This window comes from Alteromonas sp. a30 (genome assembly GCF_026788005.1).
GTDB lineage: Bacteria > Pseudomonadota > Gammaproteobacteria > Enterobacterales > Alteromonadaceae > Paraneptunicella.
In genome coordinates, this window is record NZ_JABEPE010000012.1 from 62,830 (window position 1) to 86,276 (window position 23,447).

At 42.7% G+C, this 23,447-nt stretch carries 26 protein-coding genes; 6 read left to right on the forward strand and 20 right to left on the reverse strand.

From position 1 onward, the window contains the following. Positions 1–5: 5 nt before the first annotated feature. The 4 genes from HJG39_RS12695 to HJG39_RS12710 form a co-directional block, all read right to left on the reverse strand. Entirely contained in the window at positions 6–581 is a 576-nt protein-coding gene (locus HJG39_RS12695; protein WP_268409612.1) for a YqiA/YcfP family alpha/beta fold hydrolase, read from the reverse strand. A 2-nt stretch (positions 582–583) separates the two neighbouring features. Continuing rightward, positions 584–1,354, reverse strand: a complete 771-nt coding sequence (locus HJG39_RS12700) for a metallophosphoesterase (protein ID WP_268409613.1) — start codon at positions 1,352–1,354, stop codon at positions 584–586. Positions 1,355–1,386: 32 nt separating this feature from the next. Continuing rightward, positions 1,387–1,833 carry a DUF1249 domain-containing protein gene (locus HJG39_RS12705; protein ID WP_268409614.1) on the reverse strand — a complete coding sequence of 149 codons (447 nt, stop codon included), beginning with the start codon at positions 1,831–1,833 and terminating at the stop codon, positions 1,387–1,389. Positions 1,834–1,907: 74 nt separating this feature from the next. Continuing rightward, complete coding sequence (locus tag HJG39_RS12710; RefSeq protein WP_268409615.1) at positions 1,908–2,525, reverse strand: NUDIX domain-containing protein; 618 nt, start codon at positions 2,523–2,525, stop codon at positions 1,908–1,910. Between the two features lie 317 nt (positions 2,526–2,842). On the opposite strand from HJG39_RS12710, the gene tolC reads away from it, so the two are divergent. Beyond that, a complete protein-coding gene (tolC, locus tag HJG39_RS12715; RefSeq protein ID WP_268409616.1) occupies positions 2,843–4,147 on the forward strand; it encodes an outer membrane channel protein TolC in 1,305 nt (434 codons plus the stop codon). A gap of 293 nt (positions 4,148–4,440) precedes the next feature. Here tolC and HJG39_RS12720 read toward each other — a convergent pair whose 3' ends face one another. From HJG39_RS12720 to HJG39_RS12740, 5 genes are all read right to left on the reverse strand, one after another. Then, a complete protein-coding gene (locus HJG39_RS12720; protein WP_268409617.1) occupies positions 4,441–4,860 on the reverse strand; it encodes a hypothetical protein in 420 nt (139 codons plus the stop codon). 256 nt (positions 4,861–5,116) lie between these two features. Beyond that, the gene (locus HJG39_RS12725; RefSeq protein ID WP_268409618.1) at positions 5,117–6,169 is read right to left on the reverse strand and encodes an aldo/keto reductase; all 1,053 of its coding nucleotides are present in this window, start codon (positions 6,167–6,169) and stop codon (positions 5,117–5,119) included. Between the two features lie 30 nt (positions 6,170–6,199). Next, a complete protein-coding gene (locus HJG39_RS12730; RefSeq protein ID WP_268409619.1) occupies positions 6,200–6,988 on the reverse strand; it encodes a TIGR00266 family protein in 789 nt (262 codons plus the stop codon). Positions 6,989–7,073: 85 nt separating this feature from the next. Next, on the reverse strand, positions 7,074–7,754 hold the full coding sequence (locus tag HJG39_RS12735; protein WP_268409620.1) for a hypothetical protein: 681 nt from the start codon (positions 7,752–7,754) through the stop codon (positions 7,074–7,076). A 111-nt stretch (positions 7,755–7,865) separates the two neighbouring features. Beyond that, complete coding sequence (locus HJG39_RS12740; RefSeq protein WP_268409621.1) at positions 7,866–8,357, reverse strand: hypothetical protein; 492 nt, start codon at positions 8,355–8,357, stop codon at positions 7,866–7,868. A gap of 204 nt (positions 8,358–8,561) precedes the next feature. Here HJG39_RS12740 and HJG39_RS12745 point away from each other — a divergent pair, with 204 nt between their 5' ends. The 3 genes from HJG39_RS12745 (at position 8,562) to HJG39_RS12755 (ending at position 13,808) form a co-directional block, all read left to right on the forward strand. Beyond that, the gene (locus HJG39_RS12745; RefSeq protein WP_268409622.1) at positions 8,562–10,112 is read left to right on the forward strand and encodes an amidase; all 1,551 of its coding nucleotides are present in this window, start codon (positions 8,562–8,564) and stop codon (positions 10,110–10,112) included. A 45-nt stretch (positions 10,113–10,157) separates the two neighbouring features. After that, positions 10,158–11,987, forward strand: a complete 1,830-nt coding sequence (locus HJG39_RS12750; RefSeq protein ID WP_268409623.1) for an ABC transporter ATP-binding protein — start codon at positions 10,158–10,160, stop codon at positions 11,985–11,987. Positions 11,988–12,332: 345 nt separating this feature from the next. Continuing rightward, positions 12,333–13,808: a PAS domain S-box protein gene (locus HJG39_RS12755; protein ID WP_268409624.1), complete on the forward strand. Its 1,476-nt coding sequence runs from the start codon at positions 12,333–12,335 to the stop codon at positions 13,806–13,808. A gap of 62 nt (positions 13,809–13,870) precedes the next feature. Here HJG39_RS12755 and rpsQ read toward each other — a convergent pair whose 3' ends face one another. From rpsQ to rpsJ, 11 genes are read right to left on the reverse strand one after another with little or no spacing between them, the layout of a single operon-like run. Continuing rightward, entirely contained in the window at positions 13,871–14,122 is a 252-nt protein-coding gene (gene rpsQ, locus HJG39_RS12760) for a 30S ribosomal protein S17 (protein WP_268409625.1), read from the reverse strand. Then, positions 14,122–14,313, reverse strand: coding sequence for a 50S ribosomal protein L29 (rpmC, locus tag HJG39_RS12765; RefSeq protein ID WP_268409626.1), 192 nt, complete (start codon positions 14,311–14,313; stop codon positions 14,122–14,124). The genes rpsQ and rpmC overlap by 1 nt, the downstream gene beginning before the upstream one ends. Further along, positions 14,313–14,726 carry a 50S ribosomal protein L16 gene (gene rplP, locus HJG39_RS12770; protein ID WP_268409627.1) on the reverse strand — a complete coding sequence of 138 codons (414 nt, stop codon included), beginning with the start codon at positions 14,724–14,726 and terminating at the stop codon, positions 14,313–14,315. Before rplP ends, rpmC begins: the two co-directional genes overlap by 1 nt. Before the next feature lie 2 nt (positions 14,727–14,728). Continuing rightward, positions 14,729–15,427 carry a 30S ribosomal protein S3 gene (gene rpsC, locus HJG39_RS12775; RefSeq protein WP_268409628.1) on the reverse strand — a complete coding sequence of 233 codons (699 nt, stop codon included), beginning with the start codon at positions 15,425–15,427 and terminating at the stop codon, positions 14,729–14,731. 9 nt (positions 15,428–15,436) lie between these two features. Continuing rightward, positions 15,437–15,769 carry a 50S ribosomal protein L22 gene (gene rplV, locus HJG39_RS12780; protein ID WP_268409629.1) on the reverse strand — a complete coding sequence of 111 codons (333 nt, stop codon included), beginning with the start codon at positions 15,767–15,769 and terminating at the stop codon, positions 15,437–15,439. Positions 15,770–15,778: 9 nt separating this feature from the next. Next, the gene (rpsS, locus tag HJG39_RS12785) at positions 15,779–16,054 is read right to left on the reverse strand and encodes a 30S ribosomal protein S19 (protein ID WP_268409630.1); all 276 of its coding nucleotides are present in this window, start codon (positions 16,052–16,054) and stop codon (positions 15,779–15,781) included. A 15-nt stretch (positions 16,055–16,069) separates the two neighbouring features. Beyond that, complete coding sequence (rplB, locus tag HJG39_RS12790; RefSeq protein ID WP_268409631.1) at positions 16,070–16,894, reverse strand: 50S ribosomal protein L2; 825 nt, start codon at positions 16,892–16,894, stop codon at positions 16,070–16,072. Positions 16,895–16,909: 15 nt separating this feature from the next. Beyond that, a complete protein-coding gene (gene rplW, locus HJG39_RS12795; RefSeq protein WP_268409632.1) occupies positions 16,910–17,212 on the reverse strand; it encodes a 50S ribosomal protein L23 in 303 nt (100 codons plus the stop codon). Further along, positions 17,209–17,814 carry a 50S ribosomal protein L4 gene (rplD, locus tag HJG39_RS12800; protein ID WP_268409676.1) on the reverse strand — a complete coding sequence of 202 codons (606 nt, stop codon included), beginning with the start codon at positions 17,812–17,814 and terminating at the stop codon, positions 17,209–17,211. The genes rplW and rplD overlap by 4 nt, the downstream gene beginning before the upstream one ends. Before the next feature lie 16 nt (positions 17,815–17,830). Then, positions 17,831–18,469: a 50S ribosomal protein L3 gene (gene rplC, locus HJG39_RS12805; RefSeq protein ID WP_268409633.1), complete on the reverse strand. Its 639-nt coding sequence runs from the start codon at positions 18,467–18,469 to the stop codon at positions 17,831–17,833. Between the two features lie 18 nt (positions 18,470–18,487). Beyond that, the gene (rpsJ, locus tag HJG39_RS12810; protein ID WP_232360004.1) at positions 18,488–18,799 is read right to left on the reverse strand and encodes a 30S ribosomal protein S10; all 312 of its coding nucleotides are present in this window, start codon (positions 18,797–18,799) and stop codon (positions 18,488–18,490) included. 409 nt (positions 18,800–19,208) lie between these two features. Here rpsJ and HJG39_RS12815 point away from each other — a divergent pair, with 409 nt between their 5' ends. Beyond that, a complete protein-coding gene (locus HJG39_RS12815) occupies positions 19,209–21,431 on the forward strand; it encodes a GspE/PulE family protein (protein ID WP_268409634.1) in 2,223 nt (740 codons plus the stop codon). 82 nt (positions 21,432–21,513) lie between these two features. After that, entirely contained in the window at positions 21,514–22,722 is a 1,209-nt protein-coding gene (locus HJG39_RS12820) for a DUF819 family protein (protein ID WP_268409635.1), read from the forward strand. Positions 22,723–23,447: the final 725 nt, after the last annotated feature.

The following is a 23,447-nucleotide window of genomic DNA, read 5'->3' on the forward strand; positions in this document are numbered from 1 at the left end:
TAAACTTAATCGAAAAGGAACGAGACAATATTAGGAAGATGATTCTCATAACCTTGAAAACTATGGTCCCCACCAGCTTCCACCGTTAGCTTGCTGTGCTTGTATTTTTCTACGGCTTCACGATAATCCAAGGTTTCATCGCCTTCTTGCAAAAACACCCAAAAGTTTTCAGGTTGTTTCATGTCGCTAACCAGTAAGTTTTCAAGTTCCGACATATGCGTATCAACAAGTGTAAAAGGTTCATTTGTGTACGGATGGATATGCTCACCCAAAAAGTTTTTAAGCAAAATATGTGGCGTGACCGCAGGGTTGATGAGCGCCGCTTTTCCGGGAAACAATTGCATTAGATGTGTTGACATGAAGCCGCCCATTGAACTGCCGATATAGCCGATTTGGGCATCTTTAAATGGTTCAATTAATGTCGTTAAATGCGTAATCGCTTCGCTAGGATAATACGGTATTTGCGGAGAAATGATGCTGATGTCGGGATGATGCTGCGCCATATAATTAAGCGTTGCCTGACACTTCACCGACTGCGGTGAACTTAAAAAACCATGTAAATAAACCAGAACTTTTTTCAACGTTATGCCTCTGTTTGCAAGTCGACAGACCACTCTATACGGTTAATCCACGTTAACCATTCACCATTATTACCAAGCTCAATCATCCGATAACCCGGCGCGACATCGGACACACCAAACTGCTCTGTTTGCGCCCACTGCCAGCATGTTGAAGGGCAAGCGTAATATTCTTGAGCATTAAAGGTACGGTTAACCGCGTGATGCACATGTCCATACAATACTCGCACTGGCTTTGGCATAAAATGCATGAGTTGAAGAAATTCATCACGGTTGACCCAATCATGCTTGTCCATCCAATGAATGCAATCCAGTGGATGATGGTGTACAGCTACAATTTGATGTTTTTCAGACGCTTGGGATATATCTTGCTCCAACTCGTCGAGCCGTGACTTTTCAACCAAGCCTTTTGTACCTTCATGGTGACTGTTTAGATAATGAAAACGCCATTGACCTACATCTTCAAAACCATTGACCCGGCAAATCTTATCGTTGAACTGCCTCATCATTAGGTTAGGATCATCATGATTACCGGGGATCATTCTGGTATTTGCTAACCATCCTCGGCTATCTAACGCGTTATACAAATGTTGGTAGCTTTTAACGCTGCCGTCACCACTAACATCTCCCGTCAATAAAATGCGATCTGGACGTTCTTTTTTGGCACTGTCTAAAACGGCATTTAAGGTGAGCAGAGGGTTAATGTCGGCATAGCCACACTTTTGCGTGTCTGCAAATAGATGGCAGTCGCTAATTTGCAAGAGTCTAATTGTCACGTACTTCTCGGATTAATCGGTTCGTTTTTACACTAAGTTGCGGAAGTTGATTGTGCTGGAGAATAATGATTCAAACAAAACGACAACCACTCACTTAAGAAGTGATTCACCATTTCTTTTTCATTTCTCTGGTGCATATTTTTATTGGGATATTCGTAGCTAGCCTCAAAGCGCGCGATATTTTGGGAAGCAATGACTTCCGCCATACGCGCATCATGATACAAACGAATACGCATTGATGGCTTAAGATAATTTGGCATTTCAGGGTTAATTTGGCTCATTACGACAGTGCTGGTGTAACGTGATACTTCTTCAATAGTAATGCGATACTGAAGAGCGTTCTTCGCGCCAAACTCATATTGAAGTTGTTCTGTATCGCAATCTGGCAATAACTTTAACAAGCGCACATAGTTAACGTCACAAACAGAATGCAATGTGCGTAGATCTGGATAGTAACGTTTTGAATTGCGTGTTGTCATCGTGAATGCCTGTTCCTCTTAATACCTAATTTATGCGGCTGAATGTATTAAACTCAATCTAACACAAGATGGGTTTAATCGTCACTGCCAAGAATATTATCTCGATTTATGGCAAACCACTGTAACGCGATTATGGTGGCGGAGTTGATAAACCGCCCCTCATGTAGCCACTGCATAACCTCATCTTCATGAATTTTATGCACTAAGATATCTTCATGCTCACTTGCCAACCCGTGTACTCCACCAACATTCGTGCTATCGACTAATGCGAAATAAAGCGTCAGTTGTTCGGTACACGCTCCGGGGCTCGGTAGATAACGCATAATGTACTGTAGCTCGGTGATCTCTATTCCGGCTTCCTCTCGCGCTTCTCGACGACAAACATCATCCGGCGCTTCATTATCCTCGATCATGCCTGCAATCACTTCCAATAACCAAGGTTGATCAGAGGTACGCATAGCCGCAACCCGAAATTGCTCAATCAGAATAAACTCTTTCGTGTTTGGATCATAAGGCAGCACGGCAATGGCATCGCCTCGCTCAAAAATTTCTCGAGTAATTTCTTCACTCCAACCTCCTTCATGCAATTTGTGCTTGAGTCGATATTGGTTAAAGGTGAAAAATCCTTTGTAGAGCGGAGTGATAGACTCGATAACGACATCACTTTTATTTAATTTTTGAACAAACTTCATGACGTTCCCATAGAACTGTTTAATGTGAATTTTTTTTCAAATATCACATTTCGATGGTTCTCAATTCATGCGAGTTAGCCTATCATGAACACTTCATTAAATAAGAAGAAAATATTCGGTTACACTTTAGGCTAAGCTGTTACTAGAATGAGGTACTACCTTATCCATCATTCATTTAGACTTTGCGCTCATGGATGTCCCGTAGGGAAGTCTTGATAATCAATCTCACGAGCAGCAAGAAGTTCAGCTATCTCATTGATTATTAAAAATTAGTATTAATGAAGCCCTCGAGGTTGTTCGGAACTCTAGGAAAGCAAATGAAAAAAACATTACTGTCTTTAGTGGTTGGCTTAACGGTCTCCACTCAGGCCTTCGCAGCAGACCTGCAACAAATCTATCAAGAAGCACTCAGAAATGATCCTGCAACACTACGAGCGAAAGCAAATAAAGACTCCGCCTATTCAGGCATTGATATTAGTCGGGCTAGTTTGCTTCCTCAATTATCTTTAACGGTAACGGAGTCACAAACTCGTGGTGATATTTTCAGTGACATTAATGTATATGGCGCAAGCCTTCAGCAGTCGGTTTATGACCATTCCTTGTGGAAAAATTTAGGACGAGCTGAACTAACAGCTTCTCAAGCCGATGCTGACTATGGCTTGGCAATGCAAGATCTTATTTTGCGCGCCACGCAAGCTTATTTCGGAGTATTGCGAGCGCAGGATGATTTAGAGTTTTCTAAAGCGGAAAAACGCGCTATTGCTCGCCAATTAGAGCAAACTAAACAACGTTTTGAGGTTGGGCTAACTGCGATTACCGATGTGCATGAAGCTCAAGCTTTGTATGACAATGCTGAAGCCAGTGAAATTAGTGCTCAGTATGAGGTAGAAAAAACCAAAGAGTTACTTTGGGAAATTACCGGTAACTATTACGAAAAGCTTTCTAAACTTGATACAGAAAAATTCAGTGCGAATATGCCAGCGCCGAATGACATTAACACTTGGTCAAAAAGAGCTTCTGAAAAGAACTTACAACTAAGTTCAAGTAAAATTGCTGTGGATATTGCCAAGAAAGATATTGAGATTGCAAAAGCAGGCCACTTACCAACCTTAGGTCTGCAAGTAGACTACAGCTCAAATGACACAGAAGGTCAATCATCGGATGCGGCCATCGGTGAGTCAACAGATCGCGTTGATTCAACACGAGCGTCATTACGTTTGAGCATTCCGATTTTTCAAGGTGGCTCGGTCGTTGCGCGGACAGAACAAGCACGTCATAACTTTGTATCGCTAAGTGAAGAACGTGAGCGTGTATACCGCTCTATAGTGAAAGATGTTCGCTCAAATTTCTTTGATGTTACGTCTTCCATTTCACGAGTAAGAGCGCTTGAACAAGCTGTTGTTTCAGCAGAAAGTGCTTTAAAAGCGACGGAAGCGGGTTTTGAAGTGGGTACACGTACCATCGTCGACGTACTTAATAGCACTCGGAATTTATACGATGCCAAACGTAACCTTTCAGTTGCTCGATACAATTATATTACAAGTATATTGTCGCTTAAGTTGTCTGCGGGAACATTGTCAGAACAAGATATTAACGAGATTAATACTGGCCTAATTGATTAAGCCTCCCTCGTTAAATACACTTCAAAAACGGGCTTCTTTGCCCGTTTTTTTATATCTGTAATGGAGTGTGCAACGAAAATAGGTTTTTGAAATTTGCGTTAAGGAAGTCTTCGGAAAGAAAGGGAAGTAACGAAAAGCTACGCTATTGGAAAGAAGCTAGCATCCTTGCTCATGAAAACACACAGTCTGGAGGCTTAATTCAGACTAAAATGTGAAGATATAGGGGCTATCGCAAACCAATCTGACCGAGAACCCATTTATTATACAAATACCTTATCTTGGCATTTTTGTTATCAGGCGTAGTGCCCATGCTCCTGCATATACTGGAGTTCGAACGCAGCAAGTAACTGGCCTAACTCTTGTCCTGAATTATATGGGTTAGTTTCCCAACGTTTTAATGTCCCACTCCATGTCTTAACGGCATCCAATATCTTGCCACCCATTTCTTCCAACTTTAGAGGCTTAGGAATTGATGTGCAATGACACCAACATAACCACTTATTGGATTCATATTCTTGTTCCATCACCACTGAAAACCCTTCATCCATTAACCAATCAGTAACTGCTTGCGCACCCTCATGCGAAGAAAACTCAAGATAGAAAGAGAACGCCAATGGTTTACATGCATCAAGACGCTTTATCACGATAAACTCGGAGACTTGCTCCAAGAACTGTTGAGTGTGACCAAAAGTTGTAACGCAATTCGTATACATAGCTATCTCTTTCTATACCTATCAATTACAGACCAAATTTCCACCACCGGTAAATGAGCTCATCTGACTCTGTAATTGCTTAAAAACTGAGAACTTGTTACCGAAAGTGACTACATCCTAGATCAATAATTTTCTCTTGTAGAGATAATAGACAACACTTAGGTATGCTAAAAAATACGAAAAGAATGATTTGTCAATGAAGAAGGGAGAATGATAACGCTATTATTAGCCCTATCATTCTTCGCTGGAAAAGTGCTTAGTAAGCCATGGGAAAACGACGGTTAAATTGGCTAAGCAACTCTTTTTGCTCGTTATTTAACTCAATTTCAAATGCCGCAAGATTCGCTTGTAATTGCGCCAAAGAGGTTGCACCAATGATGGTAGAGGTCACGCCTTGTACCTGATTCACCCATGCTAAAGATAAGGTAGCAGATGACATACCAAAGCTATCAGCAAGTGCAACTAGCGCCTTTACAGCCTCTTCAGAAGTGGTTGTATCTCGGAATAAGCCATTACGCTGCAACATGCTCCAACGTGTTCCTTGCGGCCTTGCCCCGTTTAGATATTTACCTGTTAGTAAACCTCCACCTAAGGGCGACCAAGGCAAATAGGCTACATTTTCATTGATACAAGTTTCAATTAAAAACGGCCAATCACTCCATTTCAGCAGATTAAATTCATTTTGAATGGATACCATTCTAGGAATGGCGTATTTTTCACTTAACTTTAAATAATGCTGAACTCCCCAAGGGGTCTCATCGGAGAGGCCACAGTGTCGAATTTTTCCTGCTTTAACACAGTCATCTAGAGCGTGTAATAAGGCGAGCATTTCCGACTTCTCTTTTTCTACATCAATGCTGGCATAATCTAGATAGCCCGGCCACTGACGTGAGAAATGAGGGATATTACGGTTAGGCCAGTGAATCTGATATAAATCGATGTAATCAGTTTGCAAACGCTGCAACGAATTATCCAGCGCGTCGACTATGGTTTTAGGAGTCAGCTTTTCTCCATTACGAATCCAGTCAACGCCCGGGCCAGCTATTTTTGAAGCAAGAACAATGTCTTTTCTTTTCTCAGGATGTTGCGCTAGCCAATTCCCAATAAGTACCTCAGTTTGAGCGTAAGTATCAGCGCTCGGAGGAACAGGGTACATTTCCGCTGTATCAATGAAATTCACGCCTTGCGATAATGCGTATTCGATTTGCTCGTTGGCGTCTGACTGCGTATTTTGCTCTCCCCATGTCATTGACCCTAAACATACGCTGGAAACATTTAAATCACTACTGCCTAATTTTCGATAATGCATTATTAATTCCTAAAATACTTTTGGGCGGGGCTAATCGCCCCCGACCATATCGCCAATGCGACCCAAGATGGAGCCTTCGCCTTGTCGACTGCCTCCATGACTTGGTGCATGCTGAATAATTCGATCTGCTAAACGAGAGAAAGGCAAGCTCTGAATCCACACTTTCCCACGCCCTCGTAGGGTGGCCATAAACATTCCTTCGCCGCCAAAGAACATGCTTTTCAGGCTCTTTTGGATTTCGATGTCGTATTCAATACCGGCAGTAAATGCAACTAAACAACCGGTATCCAAACGTAGCGTTTCTCCTTTGAGTTCTTTCTCAATTACGGTACCGCCGGCATGAACAAACGCCATACCGTCACCTTGTAAACGCTCCAAAATAAAACCTTCACCACCGAAAAAACCACTCCCTAAGCGGCGATTAAAAGCAATATCCACTTTAGTGCCTAATGCTGCGCACAAAAATGAGTCCTTTTGACAGGTAATTTCATTTCCAAGCTTTGCCATATCCAGTGGTACGATTGTACCCGGAAAAGGAGAAGCAAACGCCACCCGGCGCTTCCCATGACCTGCATTGGTAAAGTGGGTCATAAATAATGACTCTCCTGTCACCACTCGCTTGCCAGCAGAGAAAAGTTTACTCATGAAACCTTGATTTACATCTGAACCATCACCCATTTTCGCTTCAAAAGAAATGTGCTCATCCATGTAATTCATTGCCCCTGCTTCTGCAATGACGGTTTCGTTCGGGTCTAGCTCGATCTCCACCATTTGCATTGAATTACCAATGATTTCATAGTCAATTTCATGGCACTGCATAATCCTATCCTTTATGACGTTATTTACAGTGTTAATCATATGCCAATTTCAAGAATAGACACACTCTAGGAGTTGTAACGAAACGTCAATTGCGAGAATTTATCGACGAAGGCAAACTTATTGATTGATAGACCCTCGGATTGTCGTGCCTAATTTGCTCAAGCAAAGTGTTGTGAGCGTCAAGAATAGGGGCGCCTTTACCAATTAATGCATTGATGTAATACACTGCATCTTGATGGGTCAGCGCACGTTTTAGAGCAAGGTACAACGGGTCCTTATCACCCATTTTGGCGTCTACCGCGACGTTTTTACTCAGTAAATAATCGAACATTTCCTTAGATTGAAAATCCGTTAATACATGATGCAATGCATTACGTCCAAACAAATCTGCCCCATGAAGATCTAACCCCAAAGGAACCAGTTTCTTCGCTAACTTAACATTGTTTTTCTGGGCAAGAATATTAATAAAATGCGGTTGTAAAGTGGCCCCTTGCTGCAATAGCCTTTTGACCACGCTCAACGGGGCATTATGGGAAATTGATTGAAAAAGGATGTAGTCCAAAGAATCCGCGCTTCGAGCGTCAAAATATGCAGCAATAGTTAGGATTTCCTGCCAACTTCCTTGCTCTGCTAATTCTATGATCTGCTTAAGACGCTGAGTAAAGTCTGCCGCTGACTCCTTCCCTCGAGTCATGGGCTGTTGTATGTTTTTATCCGCTAAAATCTGTTCTTGAAGCGTCTTTGAGTTCGCGTGAAAAGCAAGCAAGGCTACCCCTATTAGTAGGGAAAGAAATCGATGGTCTCTGCACATAGTGATCCTTTGAATTTATCTCTCTTTCGAGTAAAGAAAGTGTTTTATTCAAAGAACCGATTCGCGTTATTTTACTTCCACCTTTGAATAGTAAAACTTATTCCCTGAAGCAAGATTCTTATATGTGATGGCTTCTGGCTCCACCGCTAAAATTTGATAGGCATCATAATGGTATGCATTGGTAGGATCAGCGGGATAAAACTCATCATTTTCAACCCAGCCTTTGAACAAGGTAAAATACACACCTCCTGCCACTCCCCAAAATCCGAATTCTTCTTGATAACCTTTAACCTGAGACTGATTATCCAAAATAGTATATTCCGTTAGGTAACGTCCATCTTGGCTACGGTGCACCGTTGTAATATTGGTGCCACCTTTATCATTAGGTTGCTCTGAACGCCAACGTCCGATAAATCCCTCTCTCAACGCTTTTTTATCATCCGACAATGAGGACTTATATTCGGTGACAACATAACTCCCTTGACTCGCACAAGCACTTAAGAATGATGACAACATCACCGTTACCACGCGTAACTTTCGTGACAGACCACTTTGCATAAGCCGACCCTCGTAGATTATCCTCACTTCAACTTATAGCAGTTTGTTAACTACCTCTCGAACTGGTCGGATAAGAATCGCTGTTTATCCCATACCATTGGGTCAATAAAGTAGCGTAAGTGTTTGGTACGCATCCTCAATTAAGCTCTGATAAGATAACCAAGCAGATCCATTCACCCTTAATACGATTTAGCGGGTAAAACAATGACACTACGATTTAAGTTAGCTTCTATCCTTTCCCTTTCGTTCATGACGTTAGGTCAAACCCAAGCCATGAAAGATAACGAGTATCATCAGCTAAGCATTCCTGAAATTCACAAAGAAATGGCCTCGGGAAATTTGACTTCAGCCCAGCTAACACAATATTACATTGACCAAATCAAAACGTTGAATCCCATCCTAAACGCGGTGATTACTGTCAATCCAAATGCTTTAACGGATGCTAAAGCAGCCGACAAACACCGAGAAAAGGCGGCATCATTAGGAATATTGCATGGTATTCCCGTGTTATTAAAAGACAATATTGATACGGCTGACGGAATGGCAAATACCGCAGGTTCACTGCTTCTAAAAGACAACTTTCCTGAAAAGGACGCCTTTATCGTCACACAGCTACGTCAAGCCGGTGCCATTATTCTGGGCAAAGCTAATTTAAGTGAATGGGCTAACTTTCGTTCCACTCGCTCCCTAAGTGGCTGGAGCGCAATCGGCGGACAAACCAAAAATCCCTATGATGTTACTCGCACACCTTGTGGTTCGAGTTCTGGGTCGGGTGCAGCAGTAGCGGCTGCCATGAGCGCTGTCGCCATCGGCACTGAAACAGATGGTTCGATTACCTGCCCTTCTGCAATTAATGGCATTGTGGGGATTAAGCCCACAGTCGGAAGTGTGAGCCGCACAGGTATCATCCCGATTTCAAGCAACCACGATACCGCAGGTCCTATGGCGCGCAGTGTTACGGATGCAGTCTATTTATTACAAGCTATCTTAGGGAAGGATAAGGAAGATAGACTAGGTTTTGAGAGCCCCTACACCGAAAATAACTTAATCAATCATTTAAAGACGGACGGCCTGAAAGGTAAGCGAATTGGTATTGTTAGCAACTACCTAAACCCCAACCCAAAGGTCAATGAAATTTTCTATCAGGCGGTTGATACGATGAAAAAAGCTGGCGCAGTCATCGTTGATTCAACCCCCATTAAAACAAAGGGGGATTGGGGACAACAACAATACAACACTTTATTGTGGGACTTTAAAGACGAACTTGCTGATTACTTAGCAACCACAAAGAGCTCAGCTAAAACACTAGCTGATGTCATGGAATTTAACTTAAAACACTCACTATCAGAAATGCCCTACTTTGATCAGGAAATTTTTGACACAGCTAACAGCTCTAAAGGTAAACAAGAGCCTAATTATCAAAGCAATCTGGAAGAAATGTTGTCCTTAGCGAGAGAACAAGGCATTGATGCAACACTCGAAAAGTACAACCTTGATATGCTTATTGCTCCGACATCGGGCCCTGCGTGGAAAATTGATATTGTTAATGGCGATCACTTCCAAGGTTCAGCAACCTCGCCAGCGGCTGTATCCGGTTATCCACATATTACTGTGCCAATGGGTTATGTTTTGCATTTACCGGTCGGAATGTCCTTTTTCGCAGGCAAGAATAGCGAAGGTTCGTTGGTTGAGGCAGCGTATCACTTTGAGCAAATTACTAAGGCAAGACGCGCTCCTCAGCTAGAAACACGATAACACAACAAAAATGCTGGCATTAAGCCAATAAAGGACCACTACTGAATGCTGACTTTCTTTGAGAAATTACTCAATCCGTTTCCGAAAAATGAGCCTGAGAGACCACCGGCTACATTAGTCGCTTTTTGCTTACATTATACTCGCGGCATGTGGCGCCCCATTCTAGTGGTTGGGTTGTTAACCGCAATTCTAGCGACTGCTGAAGTCGCTTTATTCGGTGCTATGGGGCAGCTTGTAGATTGGTTATCGACAAAAGAACCAAGCACAATTTTACAAGAAGAAAAACAATCCATAATCTTCTTTGGCATCGCTTTACTCGTTATATTGCCCGCACTTACGCTGCTACATTCCACGCTTGTTCATCAAACCATGCTGGGCAATTATCCAATGACAATCCGTTGGAAGGCACATCGGTACCTACTGAAACAAAGTATGGCGTTTTACCAAAATGATTTTGCTGGCAGGGTTGCCACTAAAGTCATGCAAACGTCTCTCTCCGTCAGAGAAACCGTCATGAAGTTGGTGAATGTGTTTGTTTACGTCAGCATATATTTTGTGTCGATAGTGGTACTCGTAGCCATGGCAGACCCATTATTAATGATTCCCATGCTATTTTGGTTAATCGCCTACATCGGTATACAGTTGTATTTTGTGCCCAAAATGCGCCGAGTTTCCCAAGAACAAGCCGATGCCCGCTCAATTATGACGGGCCGAGTCGTCGATAGTTATACCAATATTCAAACCGTTAAATTGTTTGCTCATACCGAACAAGAGGTGGAATATGCACAAGAAAGTATGAAGGGTTTCCTCAAAACTGTGCATAAACAAATGCGCCTAGTTACGGGGATAGAGGTGTCACTTGAGCTTGCTAACTATTTGTTAGTGTTTATGGTGGGTTTGTTATGTATCTACCTCTGGTCACAGACGCTCGTGACTATTGGCTCGATAGCCATTGCCATCAGCTTAGCACTTCGACTCAATGGTATGAGTCATTGGATTATTTGGGAAGTCAGTTCACTTTTCGAAAACATTGGTACAACGCTGGATGGTATGGAAACTATTAGTCAACCAAGGGAAGTTCTAGACAAACCCAATGCACCAACGTTGCCCAGACCTAAAGGTCACATTCACTTTGATCATGTCAGTTTCCATTATGGTAAAGGTTCAGGTGTTATCGAAAATTTGAATCTAGACATTCGTCCCGGTGAAAAAGTCGGTGTTGTAGGACGTTCAGGAGCAGGGAAATCAACCCTCGTTAACTTACTAATGCGCTTCTACGATGTAGAAAAAGGCAACATAAAAATTGATGCCAATATTATTTCAGATGTACAGCAAGAATCACTTAGGGAAAACATTGGCATGGTGACACAAGACACAATGCTTTTGCATCGCTCAGTAAGAGAAAATATTCTCTATGCAAAACCCGGCGCCAATGAAGATGAAGTAATTGCAGCCTGCAAAAAAGCAGAGGCATGGGACTTCATTCAAACTTTAACAGACCCGCAGGGCAATGAAGGATTAGATGCACAAGTGGGCGAACGGGGAATAAAGCTGTCAGGAGGGCAAAGGCAACGCATTGCAATTGCTCGAGTATTACTGAAAGATGCCCCGATTCTGGTACTTGATGAAGCGACATCGGCATTGGACTCAGAAGCCGAAGCAGCAATTCAGGATAACCTCTATAAACTGATGGAAGGGAAAACCGTTATCGCTATTGCACACCGTTTATCAACCATTGCCGCCATGGATCGCCTAGTAGTTATGGATAAGGGCTCTATTGTAGAACAAGGAACACACCATCAACTTAAAGTTGGAAATGGCATTTACGCACAATTGTGGTCGCATCAGACCGGCGGTTTCCTCGGTAACGAGTAACCAGTCAACAGTACAAACTACAGGTTGCCCTTTTATTTTCTCTGGGCAATCTTAATACCTTTCTCAAAAGATACGATGACTACCATTTTCATAACAATCACAGACACTATTTAAAGCTATCAACTTTATTTTTACCATTCACAGACTAGACTATTTCTCATAGGTTACGTGGATAGTTATAAAGCTAATCCGTGAACAAGAAAAGCGTCATATATTTTTTCTACCATTAAGCATACTTTAACGCTCACAAATACATTTCAATACAAATATTATGGTTAATTATATTGGTCTTTATTTGATGAATTATCTACGCTTTATATAACGCTATAAACTGGAAGTATGACCGTGGAAAAAGCAGATGTTTTACAAGCTTCCAAACATCCTAGCTTCGAGAGTGATTTAGATTTAAACAGCATGCCGGGTTCCGTTGTTATCATTAACAAACATGGAAGAATGGTGCGCGCTAATGCCTCTTGGAACGAAGTGTTGCTGAGAAATCATATTTTTTCGCATTCGATAAGCAATGACGACTACTTTGATATACGTAGAAGGCTTAACCAAAATGATACATTCGAAGCATTTCAAGGAATAAATAGAGTCTTAAACGGCGAGGAGAAACGCTTTACCATGGGATTTTACTGCAATCTAGAAATGCGCCACTTTGAAATGGATGTTTCCTCAGTAACGCTAAAGGACAACAGTATTGGGGCACTCATTTCCCACCAAGTAAAACAAGAGCGAGTTAGGCAACACGCAGCAACCGCACATTGTAACAAAGCCATCTTTGAAGCTTTTCCTGAAGGAGTGGTTATTTTCGATTACCCAAGCGGCCAAATTCGGGAAGCAAATCAATCATTTTGCCATTTTATTGGTTATACCAATAAACAACTTCGCCACTTAAGTCTCTGGGACATCACCCCTGTTAACTGGATTGAGAAAGAAAAACAAACCCTTGAAAGCAAGCTTTCTTTATATGGATTAACAGGTAAACAAGGGAAAGTCTTCGAAACCAAGTCAGGCGCAAGCAAACACACCAAGATTCAATACAAAGCGATAAAAGAAAATGGCGTAATTACCTCAGCTTGGGCAATTATTAAGGATCTTGATAAGATCAACGAAGAGAGTGAAAAAGCATTAGAAGCCCAAAGGCAACAATCTATCGGCCAAATGACTAATGGTATAACTCATGAGTTAAATAATATTCTATCGATTATTTTGGCTAACACCGAGATGTTAGATCTCTCTTGTGCAGAAAACGAACAAGCACTGTCTCACACTCAAAACATTGTTTCTGCTACACACCGAGCGTCAAAGCTAATCAGTGAAATCAGCTCGTTCAACAAGTCGAATGGTTCGGAATTCGAAGAGTTGGACATGCTCAAAACAGTGAGTCGTGCTTTGAAAATTGTGCAAGCGGCTTTGCCTCCGAACATTACGCTAACCAGCGAATTAGCGATTATCCAACCGATGCTATTAGGAAACGCCTCTCAGCTCCAACAAGCTTTATTAAATTTAACTCACTTTATTATTCAAGCGCTTGGGGAGCAGGTGGGGAAAATGCACATCGATTTGCAAAAAGTTGGTATAACAGGAAAGGGAGAACACATTGCAATTCAAGTCGGTTGCTCAAAAGCTTTTATCGCTGCCGAAGATATTGATAACGTCAACGCCTTTTATCTATTAGGGAAACCACATAAAAACCTAACATTATCAACACTAAGCCATATTTTACATAATCATCACGGAAGCATATCAGCATTTGAAACACGGGGATGGCACTGGGTTCGAATCGAAATTCCGATAAAGCCAAACTCAATCTAAGACAGGGTCAACTGGAACAAAAAAGGCGCTATAAAAGCGCCTTTTTTTAATAGAAGAAACAATTAAGCTTTTTCTACAACATCAACTAATGTCCAAGTTTTGCTCTTGGAAATTGGACGACACTCACGAATTGTAACTGTATCGCCTTCATGAGCTGTATTGCTTTCGTCGTGTGCATGTAGCTTAGTAGAACGCTTGATGAACTTCCCATAAATTGGGTGCTTAACAAAACGCTCAACCATAACAGTGATGGTTTTATCCATCTTGTTGCTTACCACACGACCTTGGACCGTACGAATCTTTTGTTCAGTCATTAGGCACCTGCCTTCTCAGTCAGAATGGTTTTAACACGCGCAATGTTACGACGTACAACTTTCAATTGGTGAGTTTTTTCCAACTGACCAGTTGAGTGTTGCATACGTAAGTTGAACTGCTCACGCAATAAGTTCACTAACTCTGCGTTTAGCTCTTCTACGCTTTTTTCTTTAAGTTCAGCTGTCTTCATTACATCACCGTCCGAGTTACGAAAGTGGTTTTAAACGGTAACTTGGCTGCTGCTAGAGCAAACGCTTCACGCGCCAACTCTTCAGGTACACCTTCCATTTCGTATAACATACGACCTGGTTGGATCTGGCAAACCCAGTATTCCACGTTACCCTTACCTTTACCTTGACGTACCTCTAGAGGCTTACTAGTAATTGGCTTATCAGGGAAAACACGAATCCAAATTTTACCTTGACGCTTAACGTGACGAGTCATCGCACGACGAGCTGCCTCAATCTGACGAGCTGTCATACGACCACGGTCAACAGCTTTAAGACCAAAAGTACCGAAACTAACGCTACTTGCAGCTACCGCAAGACCACGGTTGCGACCTTTATGCTGTTTACGGAATTTCGTTCTTTTAGGTTGTAACATGATTAGCTACCTCTCTTAGAACGTGGCTTCTTCTTAGGTTGAGGAGCAGGTTGCTCTTGTTGAGTAGGTAAACCACCCAAGATCTCACCTTTGAAGATCCAAACTTTGATACCGATGATACCGTAAGTTGTGCGTGCTTCAGAAGTTGCGTAATCGATGTCCGCACGGAATGTATGCAAAGGTACACGACCTTCACGATACCACTCAGTACGTGCGATTTCCGCGCCGCCTAAACGACCACTAACTTCAACTTTGATACCTTTTGCACCAAGTCTCATTGCGTTTTGTACTGCGCGCTTCATTGCACGACGGAACATTACACGACGCTCTAATTGGCTAGCAATGCTGTCTGCAACAAGTTGTGAATCCAACTCTGGCTTGCGTACTTCAGCAATGTTAATTTGCGCTGGAATACCGGCTAAGTTAGAAACATGCTTACGCAATACTTCTACATCTTCACCTTTCTTACCGATAACAACACCTGGACGAGCAGTGTGAATAGTCACACGGATGCTTTTCGCAGGACGTTCGATAACGATTTTAGAAAGAGAAGCGTTTTTCAATTTCTTAGTCAAATATTGACGAACCTGATGATCACTGTACAGGTTGTCCGCATACTCTTTTGTATTAGCGTACCAGGTAGAAGTCCATGGTTTGCTGATACCCAGGCGTATGCCCGTAGGATGTACCTTCTGTCCCATTATCTACTCCTAGTTATCCGCTACTACAACCGTGATATGACTCGTGCGCTTTAACACTCGGTCAGCACGGCCCTTAGCACGGGTTTTGATGCGTTTCATTGTCGGACCTTCATTGACAAAAATCTTATCGATTTTTAATTCGTCAATGTCGGCACCTTCGTTATGCTCGGCGTTAGCAATAGCAGACTCTAGAACTTTCTTAACTAGAGAAGCTGCTTTACGTGGGCTATAAGCCAAAACTTCTAACGCTTTTTCAACGTGTAAACCGCGAATTTGATCTGCTACCAAACGCGCTTTTTGAGCTGAAGTTCGAGCGTGACGATGTGTTGCGAATGCTTCCATTGTCTCCCCCTATCGCTTCGCTTTCTTATCGGCCACATGGCCTTTATAAGTACGCGTTGGCGCAAATTCGCCCAATTTGTGGCCTACCATTTCGTCAGAAACGAATACTGGAACGTGCTGGCGACCGTTATGGACTGCAATGGTCAACCCAATCATATCTGGGATGATCATTGAGCGACGAGACCAAGTTTTAATTGGTTTCTTGTCGCCCTTTTCCACAGCAGCCTCTACCTTCTTCAACAAGTGCAGGTCAATAAATGGACCTTTCTTGAGAGAACGTGGCATGGTGAATCCTCGCTATTACTTGTTACGACGACGTACGATAAACTTATCAGTACGCTTGTTCTTACGGGTCTTAGCACCCTTGGTAGGTTTACCCCAAGGGGAAACCGGATGACGGCCACCAGAAGTACGACCTTCACCACCACCGTGTGGGTGATCTACTGGGTTCATTGCAACACCACGAACAGTAGGCTTGATACCACGCCAGCGACTTGCACCAGCTTTACCTAATGAACGAAGCATATGCTCTGCATTACCAACTTCACCAATAGTGGCACGGCAATCAGCAGGAACTCTTCGAACTTCGCCAGAACGCATACGTAAAGTTACATAAGCGCCTTCGCGAGCCAGAATTTGTACATATGCACCAGCGGAACGAGCCATTTGAGCGCCTTTGCCCGGCTTCATTTCTACTGCGTGAACAACTGTACCAACAGGAATATTGCGCATTGGCAAAGTATTACCTGCTTTGATTGGTGAATCAGAACCCGATTGGATTTGATCACCTGCTTTTAAACCTTTTGCAGCTAAAACGTAACGACGTTCACCGTCTGCATATAATACCAATGCGATATTAGCAGAGCGGTTAGGATCGTATTCCAAACGCTCAACTTTAGCAGGAATACCATCTTTGTTACGTTTGAAGTCGACTACACGATAGTGTTGCTTGTGACCACCGCCGATATGACGAGTAGTGATGCGACCACTATTGTTACGACCACCTGATTTACTTTTCTTCTCTAACAAAGGAGCATAAGGGGCGCCTTTGTGTAGGTCAGGGTTCACCACTTTAACAACGTGGCGACGACCTGCTGAAGTTGGTTTAGTTTTAACTAATGCCATCTCTGTAGCCCCCTATTACTCGCCAGCACCGACGAAGTCGATGTCATGACCGTCTTTCAAGGAAACGTAAGCTTTTTTCCAATCACTACGTTTACCCATTCTCAAACCGTGGCGCTTAGTTTTACCTTTAGCGTTAACTGTACGAACTGAATCAACTTCAACTTCAAACAGTTTTTCAACAGCTTGTTTGATCTCGGTTTTGTTGGCATCTTTCAATACTTTGAATACAACAGTGTTGCGAACTTCAGCAGAAAGCGTTGCCTTTTCCGAAATGTGTGGAGCAAGGATAACTTTAAGTAGACGTTCTTCGTTTATCATGCCAACGTCTCCTCTAATTGCTTAACAGCATCTTTTGTCATCAAAACTTTTTCGAATGCGATCAAGCTAACCGGGTCAAGACCTTGAACGTCACGGCAGTCAACTTTATATAAGTTGCGAGCAGACAAGAACAAGTTCTCATCAACTTCCGGCGTTACGATTAGTACATCTTTCAACTCAAGCGCATTAAGTTTGTTTAACAACGCTTTTGTTTTTGGCTCTTCAACACTGAAGTTTTCAACAACGATTAAACGTTCTTGACGAACCAACTCAGACAAGATGCTCTTGATAGCACCGCGATACATTTTGCGGTTTACTTTTTTGCTGTGATCCTGAGGCTTAGCTGCGAACGTTACGCCACCACTGCGCCAAATAGGACTACGAATAGTACCAGCACGAGCACGGCCAGTACCTTTTTGACGCCAAGGCTTCTTGCCGCCACCGCTTACTTCTGAACGAGTTTTTTGTGCACGGCTACCTTGACGAGCACCTGCTGCAAACGCAACAACTACTTGGTGAACCAATGCTTCGTTAAACTCACGTCCAAAAGTCGCTTCTGAAACTTCAAGTGCGCCTTGCGCATCTTTTAATGCTAATTCCATCATCTATCTCCCGACGTTACAGCTTAACAGCAGGTTTAACGATGACGTCACCGCCAGTTGCACCCGGAATAGCACCCTTAACTAAGATAAGGTTGTTTTCCGCGTCAACGCGAACGACTTCTAAAGATTGCACAGTCACTTGTTTGTTACCCATTTGACCTGCCATCTTCTTACCTTTAAACACGCGACCTGGCGTTTGGTTTTGACCAATTGAACCAGGAGCACGGTGAGATAAAGAGTTACCGTGTGTTTGACGTTGACCACTAAAGTTCCAACGTTTAATTGCACCCGCAAAACCTTTACCTTTAGAAGTACCGGTAACATCAACTTTTGCAGCGTCAGTGAAGATTTCAACAGTGATTTCACTGCCAATTTCTAAACTATCGCCTTCGTCACCAGATAGACGGAATTCCCACAAACCACGACCTGCATCAACACCCGCTTTAGCGAAGTGACCCGCTGCTGGCTTGTTAACACGGTTTGCTTTTTTAGTACCAGCCGTAACCTGTAGTGCACGATATCCGTCAGTTTCAACTGTACGAAGCTGAGTCACACGATTAGGTGTCGCTTCAATAACAGTTACTGGAACAGAACCACCATCTTCAGTGAAGATACGTGTCATGCCCACTTTACGACCGATTAAACCAATCGCCATTATTTACACCCTCTCTCGTTAGCCTAAGCTGATTTGAACATCAACGCCGGCCGCCAAGTCCAATCTCATCAATGCGTCTACGGTTTTGTCGGTAGGCTCAATAATGTCTACCAAACGCTTGTGAGTGCGAATTTCATACTGATCACGTGCATCTTTGTTCACGTGAGGAGAAATCAAAACTGTGTAGCGCTCTTTGCGCGTAGGTAATGGGATAGGACCACTCACTTGCGCACCGGTGCGTTTGGCAGTGTCTACAATCTCTGCTGTAGACTGATCGATCAACTTGTGATCAAACGCCTTTAAGCGAATACGAATTCTTTGATTTGCCATCGACCAAAGCTCCAACCGAATAAAGAACAATAAAATACATCCTCAACCTACCCAATAGTGGGGGTGAGAATGCTCGTTTTAACGGTGATCCCCAATCGGGATCCTGTTGTTATCTCTTAATGCATATCGCAATAAAGAGGCACTGATTCACAGTGCAGTGGGCGCGCATTATACGCACGTTTATTCTTTATGCAAGACTTAATTATAAATCGGCATCCTCAATAATGCATAGCAACAGGTGTTTAGTCATATAGGTTCCTGTTATAGTTCTAAGCTCACCCTTAAAAAGGATATGAGATCAAAAGTTATTAGGGCCTGAAGGTACTAATATTTAGTATGTCGATTCACCTTGGGTTACAAACTCAAGCGATAATGGATTATCGTCACATTCATAATATAAAGAATGGATATGAATAAAGAACAAAACAAAATCATACTGTCTCAAATCGACAACTTGCTTGAGCAGCACAACTCACTGCTAGACGCTTATCAAAAGCTCGAGCCTCTGGTGCTTGGCTTATTTGACGCCGAGCGTATGAGTATTTTCCAACGACGCAGACAGCATCTAGACTTAGTCGCTCGCTTTAAAACAGGCGATGAGATTCGCGAGATAAAAGTCGCCATCAGCCCTCAGTCAATTGCAGGATTTGTCGCCCTCAGCCAACAACCGCTCATCATATCCGACGTAAACGATGCAGGTGAATTAAAGCAAATTCATCCGAGATTAAAGTTCGAAAACAAATTTGATAAAACCAGCTCATTTACCACTCACGACATTCTTTGTGTTCCTATATTAAATGCAGGCGTTTTGCTCGGCGTTGTCCAGTTTATTAATAAGAAGCAAGGCACATTTAATGACAATGACTTGGGTATTGCTAATGACCTCGCCGCTTTGCTCGGTAATAAATTCCGTTTTGAACTTGGCGGAACCAAGCAGCCATTTCAATACCTAGTGCATCGAAATCAAATAAGTGAGTCTGCTCTTGAACAACTTATGAGTTCAAGTAAAGAACATAAACAAATCGTACAACGACTAATTTCAGAACATCGCATTCCTGAAAATGAGATTGGTCAAGCATTGTCTGTGCATTATCAAGTGCCTTATTTAGCGTACCTCCCCGACAAATATCACCTATTTCAGAGTGAAAGCCGACTCAACCTTTCGTATCTTAAACGCAATTTAGTCGCCGTTATTGCCGACGCAGCCGAATCCCCTTTTGTGGTTATGGCCGAGCCAAATAATGCGGCTTTGCTCATGGAAGTCGAACGGGCACTTGGCATTGAAAGCTATGAAATCAGTGTTGGTTTGCCAGATGACATACTTCAATATTTAGGGGAAGCCGGAGCCAGTCACAAAGGCCCTGGCGAAATGGACGACATTCTTGATGAGATCAGTACCAGCACAGACGACTTAGACGAACAAACAGATGAGCTTTCCGACGATGCTCCAGCCGTAGTCAGGCTAGTCAGTCGAATTTTACATGATGCCAAGCGTATGGATGCATCCGATATTCATATAGATGCAGAAAAAGGGGCACCAACACGAGTAAGAATGCGGGTTGATGGTGTGTGCCGAGACATTACGCAAATTCCTGCATCACACCACAGCGCCGTTATTGCCAGAATCAAAATCATGGCAAACCTTAATATTGCAGAGAAGCGTATCCCCCAAGATGGCAAGCTTGCATTTAGAATGCAGGGTAAATCTGTCGAAGTTCGGGTGGCCACTATCCCAACCGTTGCCGGAGAAGGTGTAGTGATGCGAATTCTCGCTGCCGGTGGCGCTATGCCTATGGACAAACTCAATATGAGTCCACGCAACATGGAAATGTTAAAGACCATGGTCAAAAAGCCACATGGTATTTTACTAGTCGTGGGACCAACCGGCTCGGGGAAAACGACAACACTTCACGCCGTTTTAGGGTATCTGAACACGCCCGAGAAAAAGATATGGACAGCAGAAGATCCCGTGGAAATCACGCAACCTGGGCTACAGCAAGTACAAGTCAGTCCTAAGATAGGATTCACTTTTGCCAGTGCTCTTCGCGCTTTTCTGCGTGCCGACCCCGACATCATTTTAATAGGCGAGATGCGTGATAAAGAAACCGCACACGCTGGTATTGAAGCATCGTTAACAGGTCACTTAGTGCTCTCAACCCTTCATACAAACTCCGCGCCCGAAACCATAACGCGTTTACTCGATTTGGGTCTCGACCCAGTTAACTTCTCAGACGCCTGTGTTGGTATCTTGGCTCAACGCCTAATTCGCACTATTTGTAAAAACTGCAAAGAACCTTATCAGGCCAACCAATCGGAAATAGAGTTTATTAAACGTCAGTACGGGGAAGCGTTATCTCACGAACTGAATATCACTCCAGAACTAACCCTATATAAAGGAAAGGGATGTGATTCTTGTGGCGGCACGGGTTACAAAGGCAGAACAGGCGTACATGAACTGTTATCGATGACACCGGAATTGCGTGCTCTGGTCTATAAGGAAGCTTCTGTATCAGGACTTAAAGCACAAAGCACTCAAGATGGGATGCGCACACTCATTCAAGATGGCATCTACAAAGTGCTTAAAGGCGACACAGATATTGCCCAAGTACAGATCATTTCGGGCACGGAATAAGTAAGCACAAATTAGATTGGAAAATGGCAACGTGCCGTGGCCTAATGTGCCGAATTGATGTAGCTATAATAAGAAAAGAAATATGGATACCAGTTTAATTTCGGCAGAACAACACTTCGCTGTTGCAGCTTCACTATTTTCAATTGCGTTTTTTGGTTTTTGGGCAGAGAAGCGTAAATGGGGGGCCATGGTAACAGGCGCAGTTTGGGCAATACTTGCTGCTATAGTTGCATCGAATATCGGCCTCATTCCCAAAGACGCCCCTTTTTATGGATTTGTTTTCAACTATTTCGTCCCTGCACTTATTCCTCTTTTTCTCGTCAATGCCAATATCAAACGCATCATTGTGGAAAGCGGACGGGTTGGGATTGCATTTATTCTAGCCTCATTCGGTACAGCACTAGGTGCAGTGGTTGGTATTCAGTTATTAGATTTAGGTAGTAAGGAAGGTGATTTAGCTGGCATCTTTACAGCAACTTATACTGGAGGCTCAGTAAACTATGCTGCGGTAATCCAATCGACTGGATTTGATGATGCCAATATTATTTCTGCGGCAACCGCTGTTGATAACTTGATGAGTGCGGTCTTTCTAGCCGGATTGGCAATCATGCCCGCGTCGAAGTGGCTGATGTCGAAGTTTGCTACCCGCGATCATAGTATTAAAACCGAAGAAGAAACGAGTAGTCCAACGGGTCAGTCCAACGTTACTGGTTTTAGCATTGCAGCCGCACTAACCTTTTCCTTTGCCGTTGTTGCCATTTCCGATTTATTGGTACTTTGGTTAAATACAGCGTTCAACGGATTTGATATGAACCGCTTGCGTTACATATTCATCACGCTCTTAGCAATTATTCCCGCGTCTTTATTTCCTAAGAAGACCGCAAAAATGCATGGTGCAGAAACACTCGGGCTGGTTCTTGCTTTTGTCTTCTTTGCAGCCATTGCAGCGGGAGCCGATGTTAAAAAACTTATTTCGGCGGCACCAATACTAATGGCTTATGTACTTATATTATTGGCCATTCACTTGTTTGTCATCTTAGTTATTGGCAGTCTAATCGCTAAAGCCGCACAACGATTTTCATCCAACCCCGATAAAAACCTCTTTGCCTTGTCTTTACCAGAAATCGTTACTGCGTCTAATGCCGCTATTCTTGGCGCGACCACCGCCCCAGCGCTTGCAGTGGCAAGAGGTTGGCCTGCTTTAGCGACTCCCGGAGTATTAGCTGGAGTAGCAGGTTACATAATCGGAACGCCTTTAGGCATCACAATAGCCGCGATTTTTTCAAGTTAAACGCCTAAAATCCTTGTAAGAACGCCCTGAACTAACGGTTACAGGGGCGTTTTTTATTACTTTCATAACGCTTTTCTTTACCGAAATCTTCATTAGTTTCTAAAAAACCTGCTCTGCAAAGGTATAAACCCCGATCATTAGGTATATTTAAGTTACCAATTCAACATGACAAAACTAAAAAAACTTGCATTAAAAAGGTAAGTAAAATTATTTTTTTACTATTTCATCGTAAATTTTTATTTACACCCAGCCGAACGGTTTGTCCAATTTTATCGAAAATTAGAAAAAAACACGCCCAACAAAATTATGTCATATGGACGACACCAACGTTAAGTTTTAGTCTTTTATTTATCATTTCTCATACCAAAACTCCCATATCGTTTTCGAATAGGTCAGCATTCCAAGCTAGACACTTAAAAAGCCAAAACCCCTAAAAATGGATACTTTGAAGTCATAATTAATGCTAATCGAAAAATATAATGGAGCTAATCGGTAAATTATTTATTATTTCCATTGCTTTTTGAATTAACGAATAAACGTAAGAGTTTGAGGATTCTTATACGTTTAGGCTAGACACCTTTGCAACCGATTTGGGCATAAATATTTTAATTGACTTATAACCCAATGCTACAAAATCGTTAGTTTCGGTTACATTTTGTGCGGATTGTGACAATTTGACCACAAAGATATATTTTCGGTCTTAGATATATAAAAGGGATATAGAC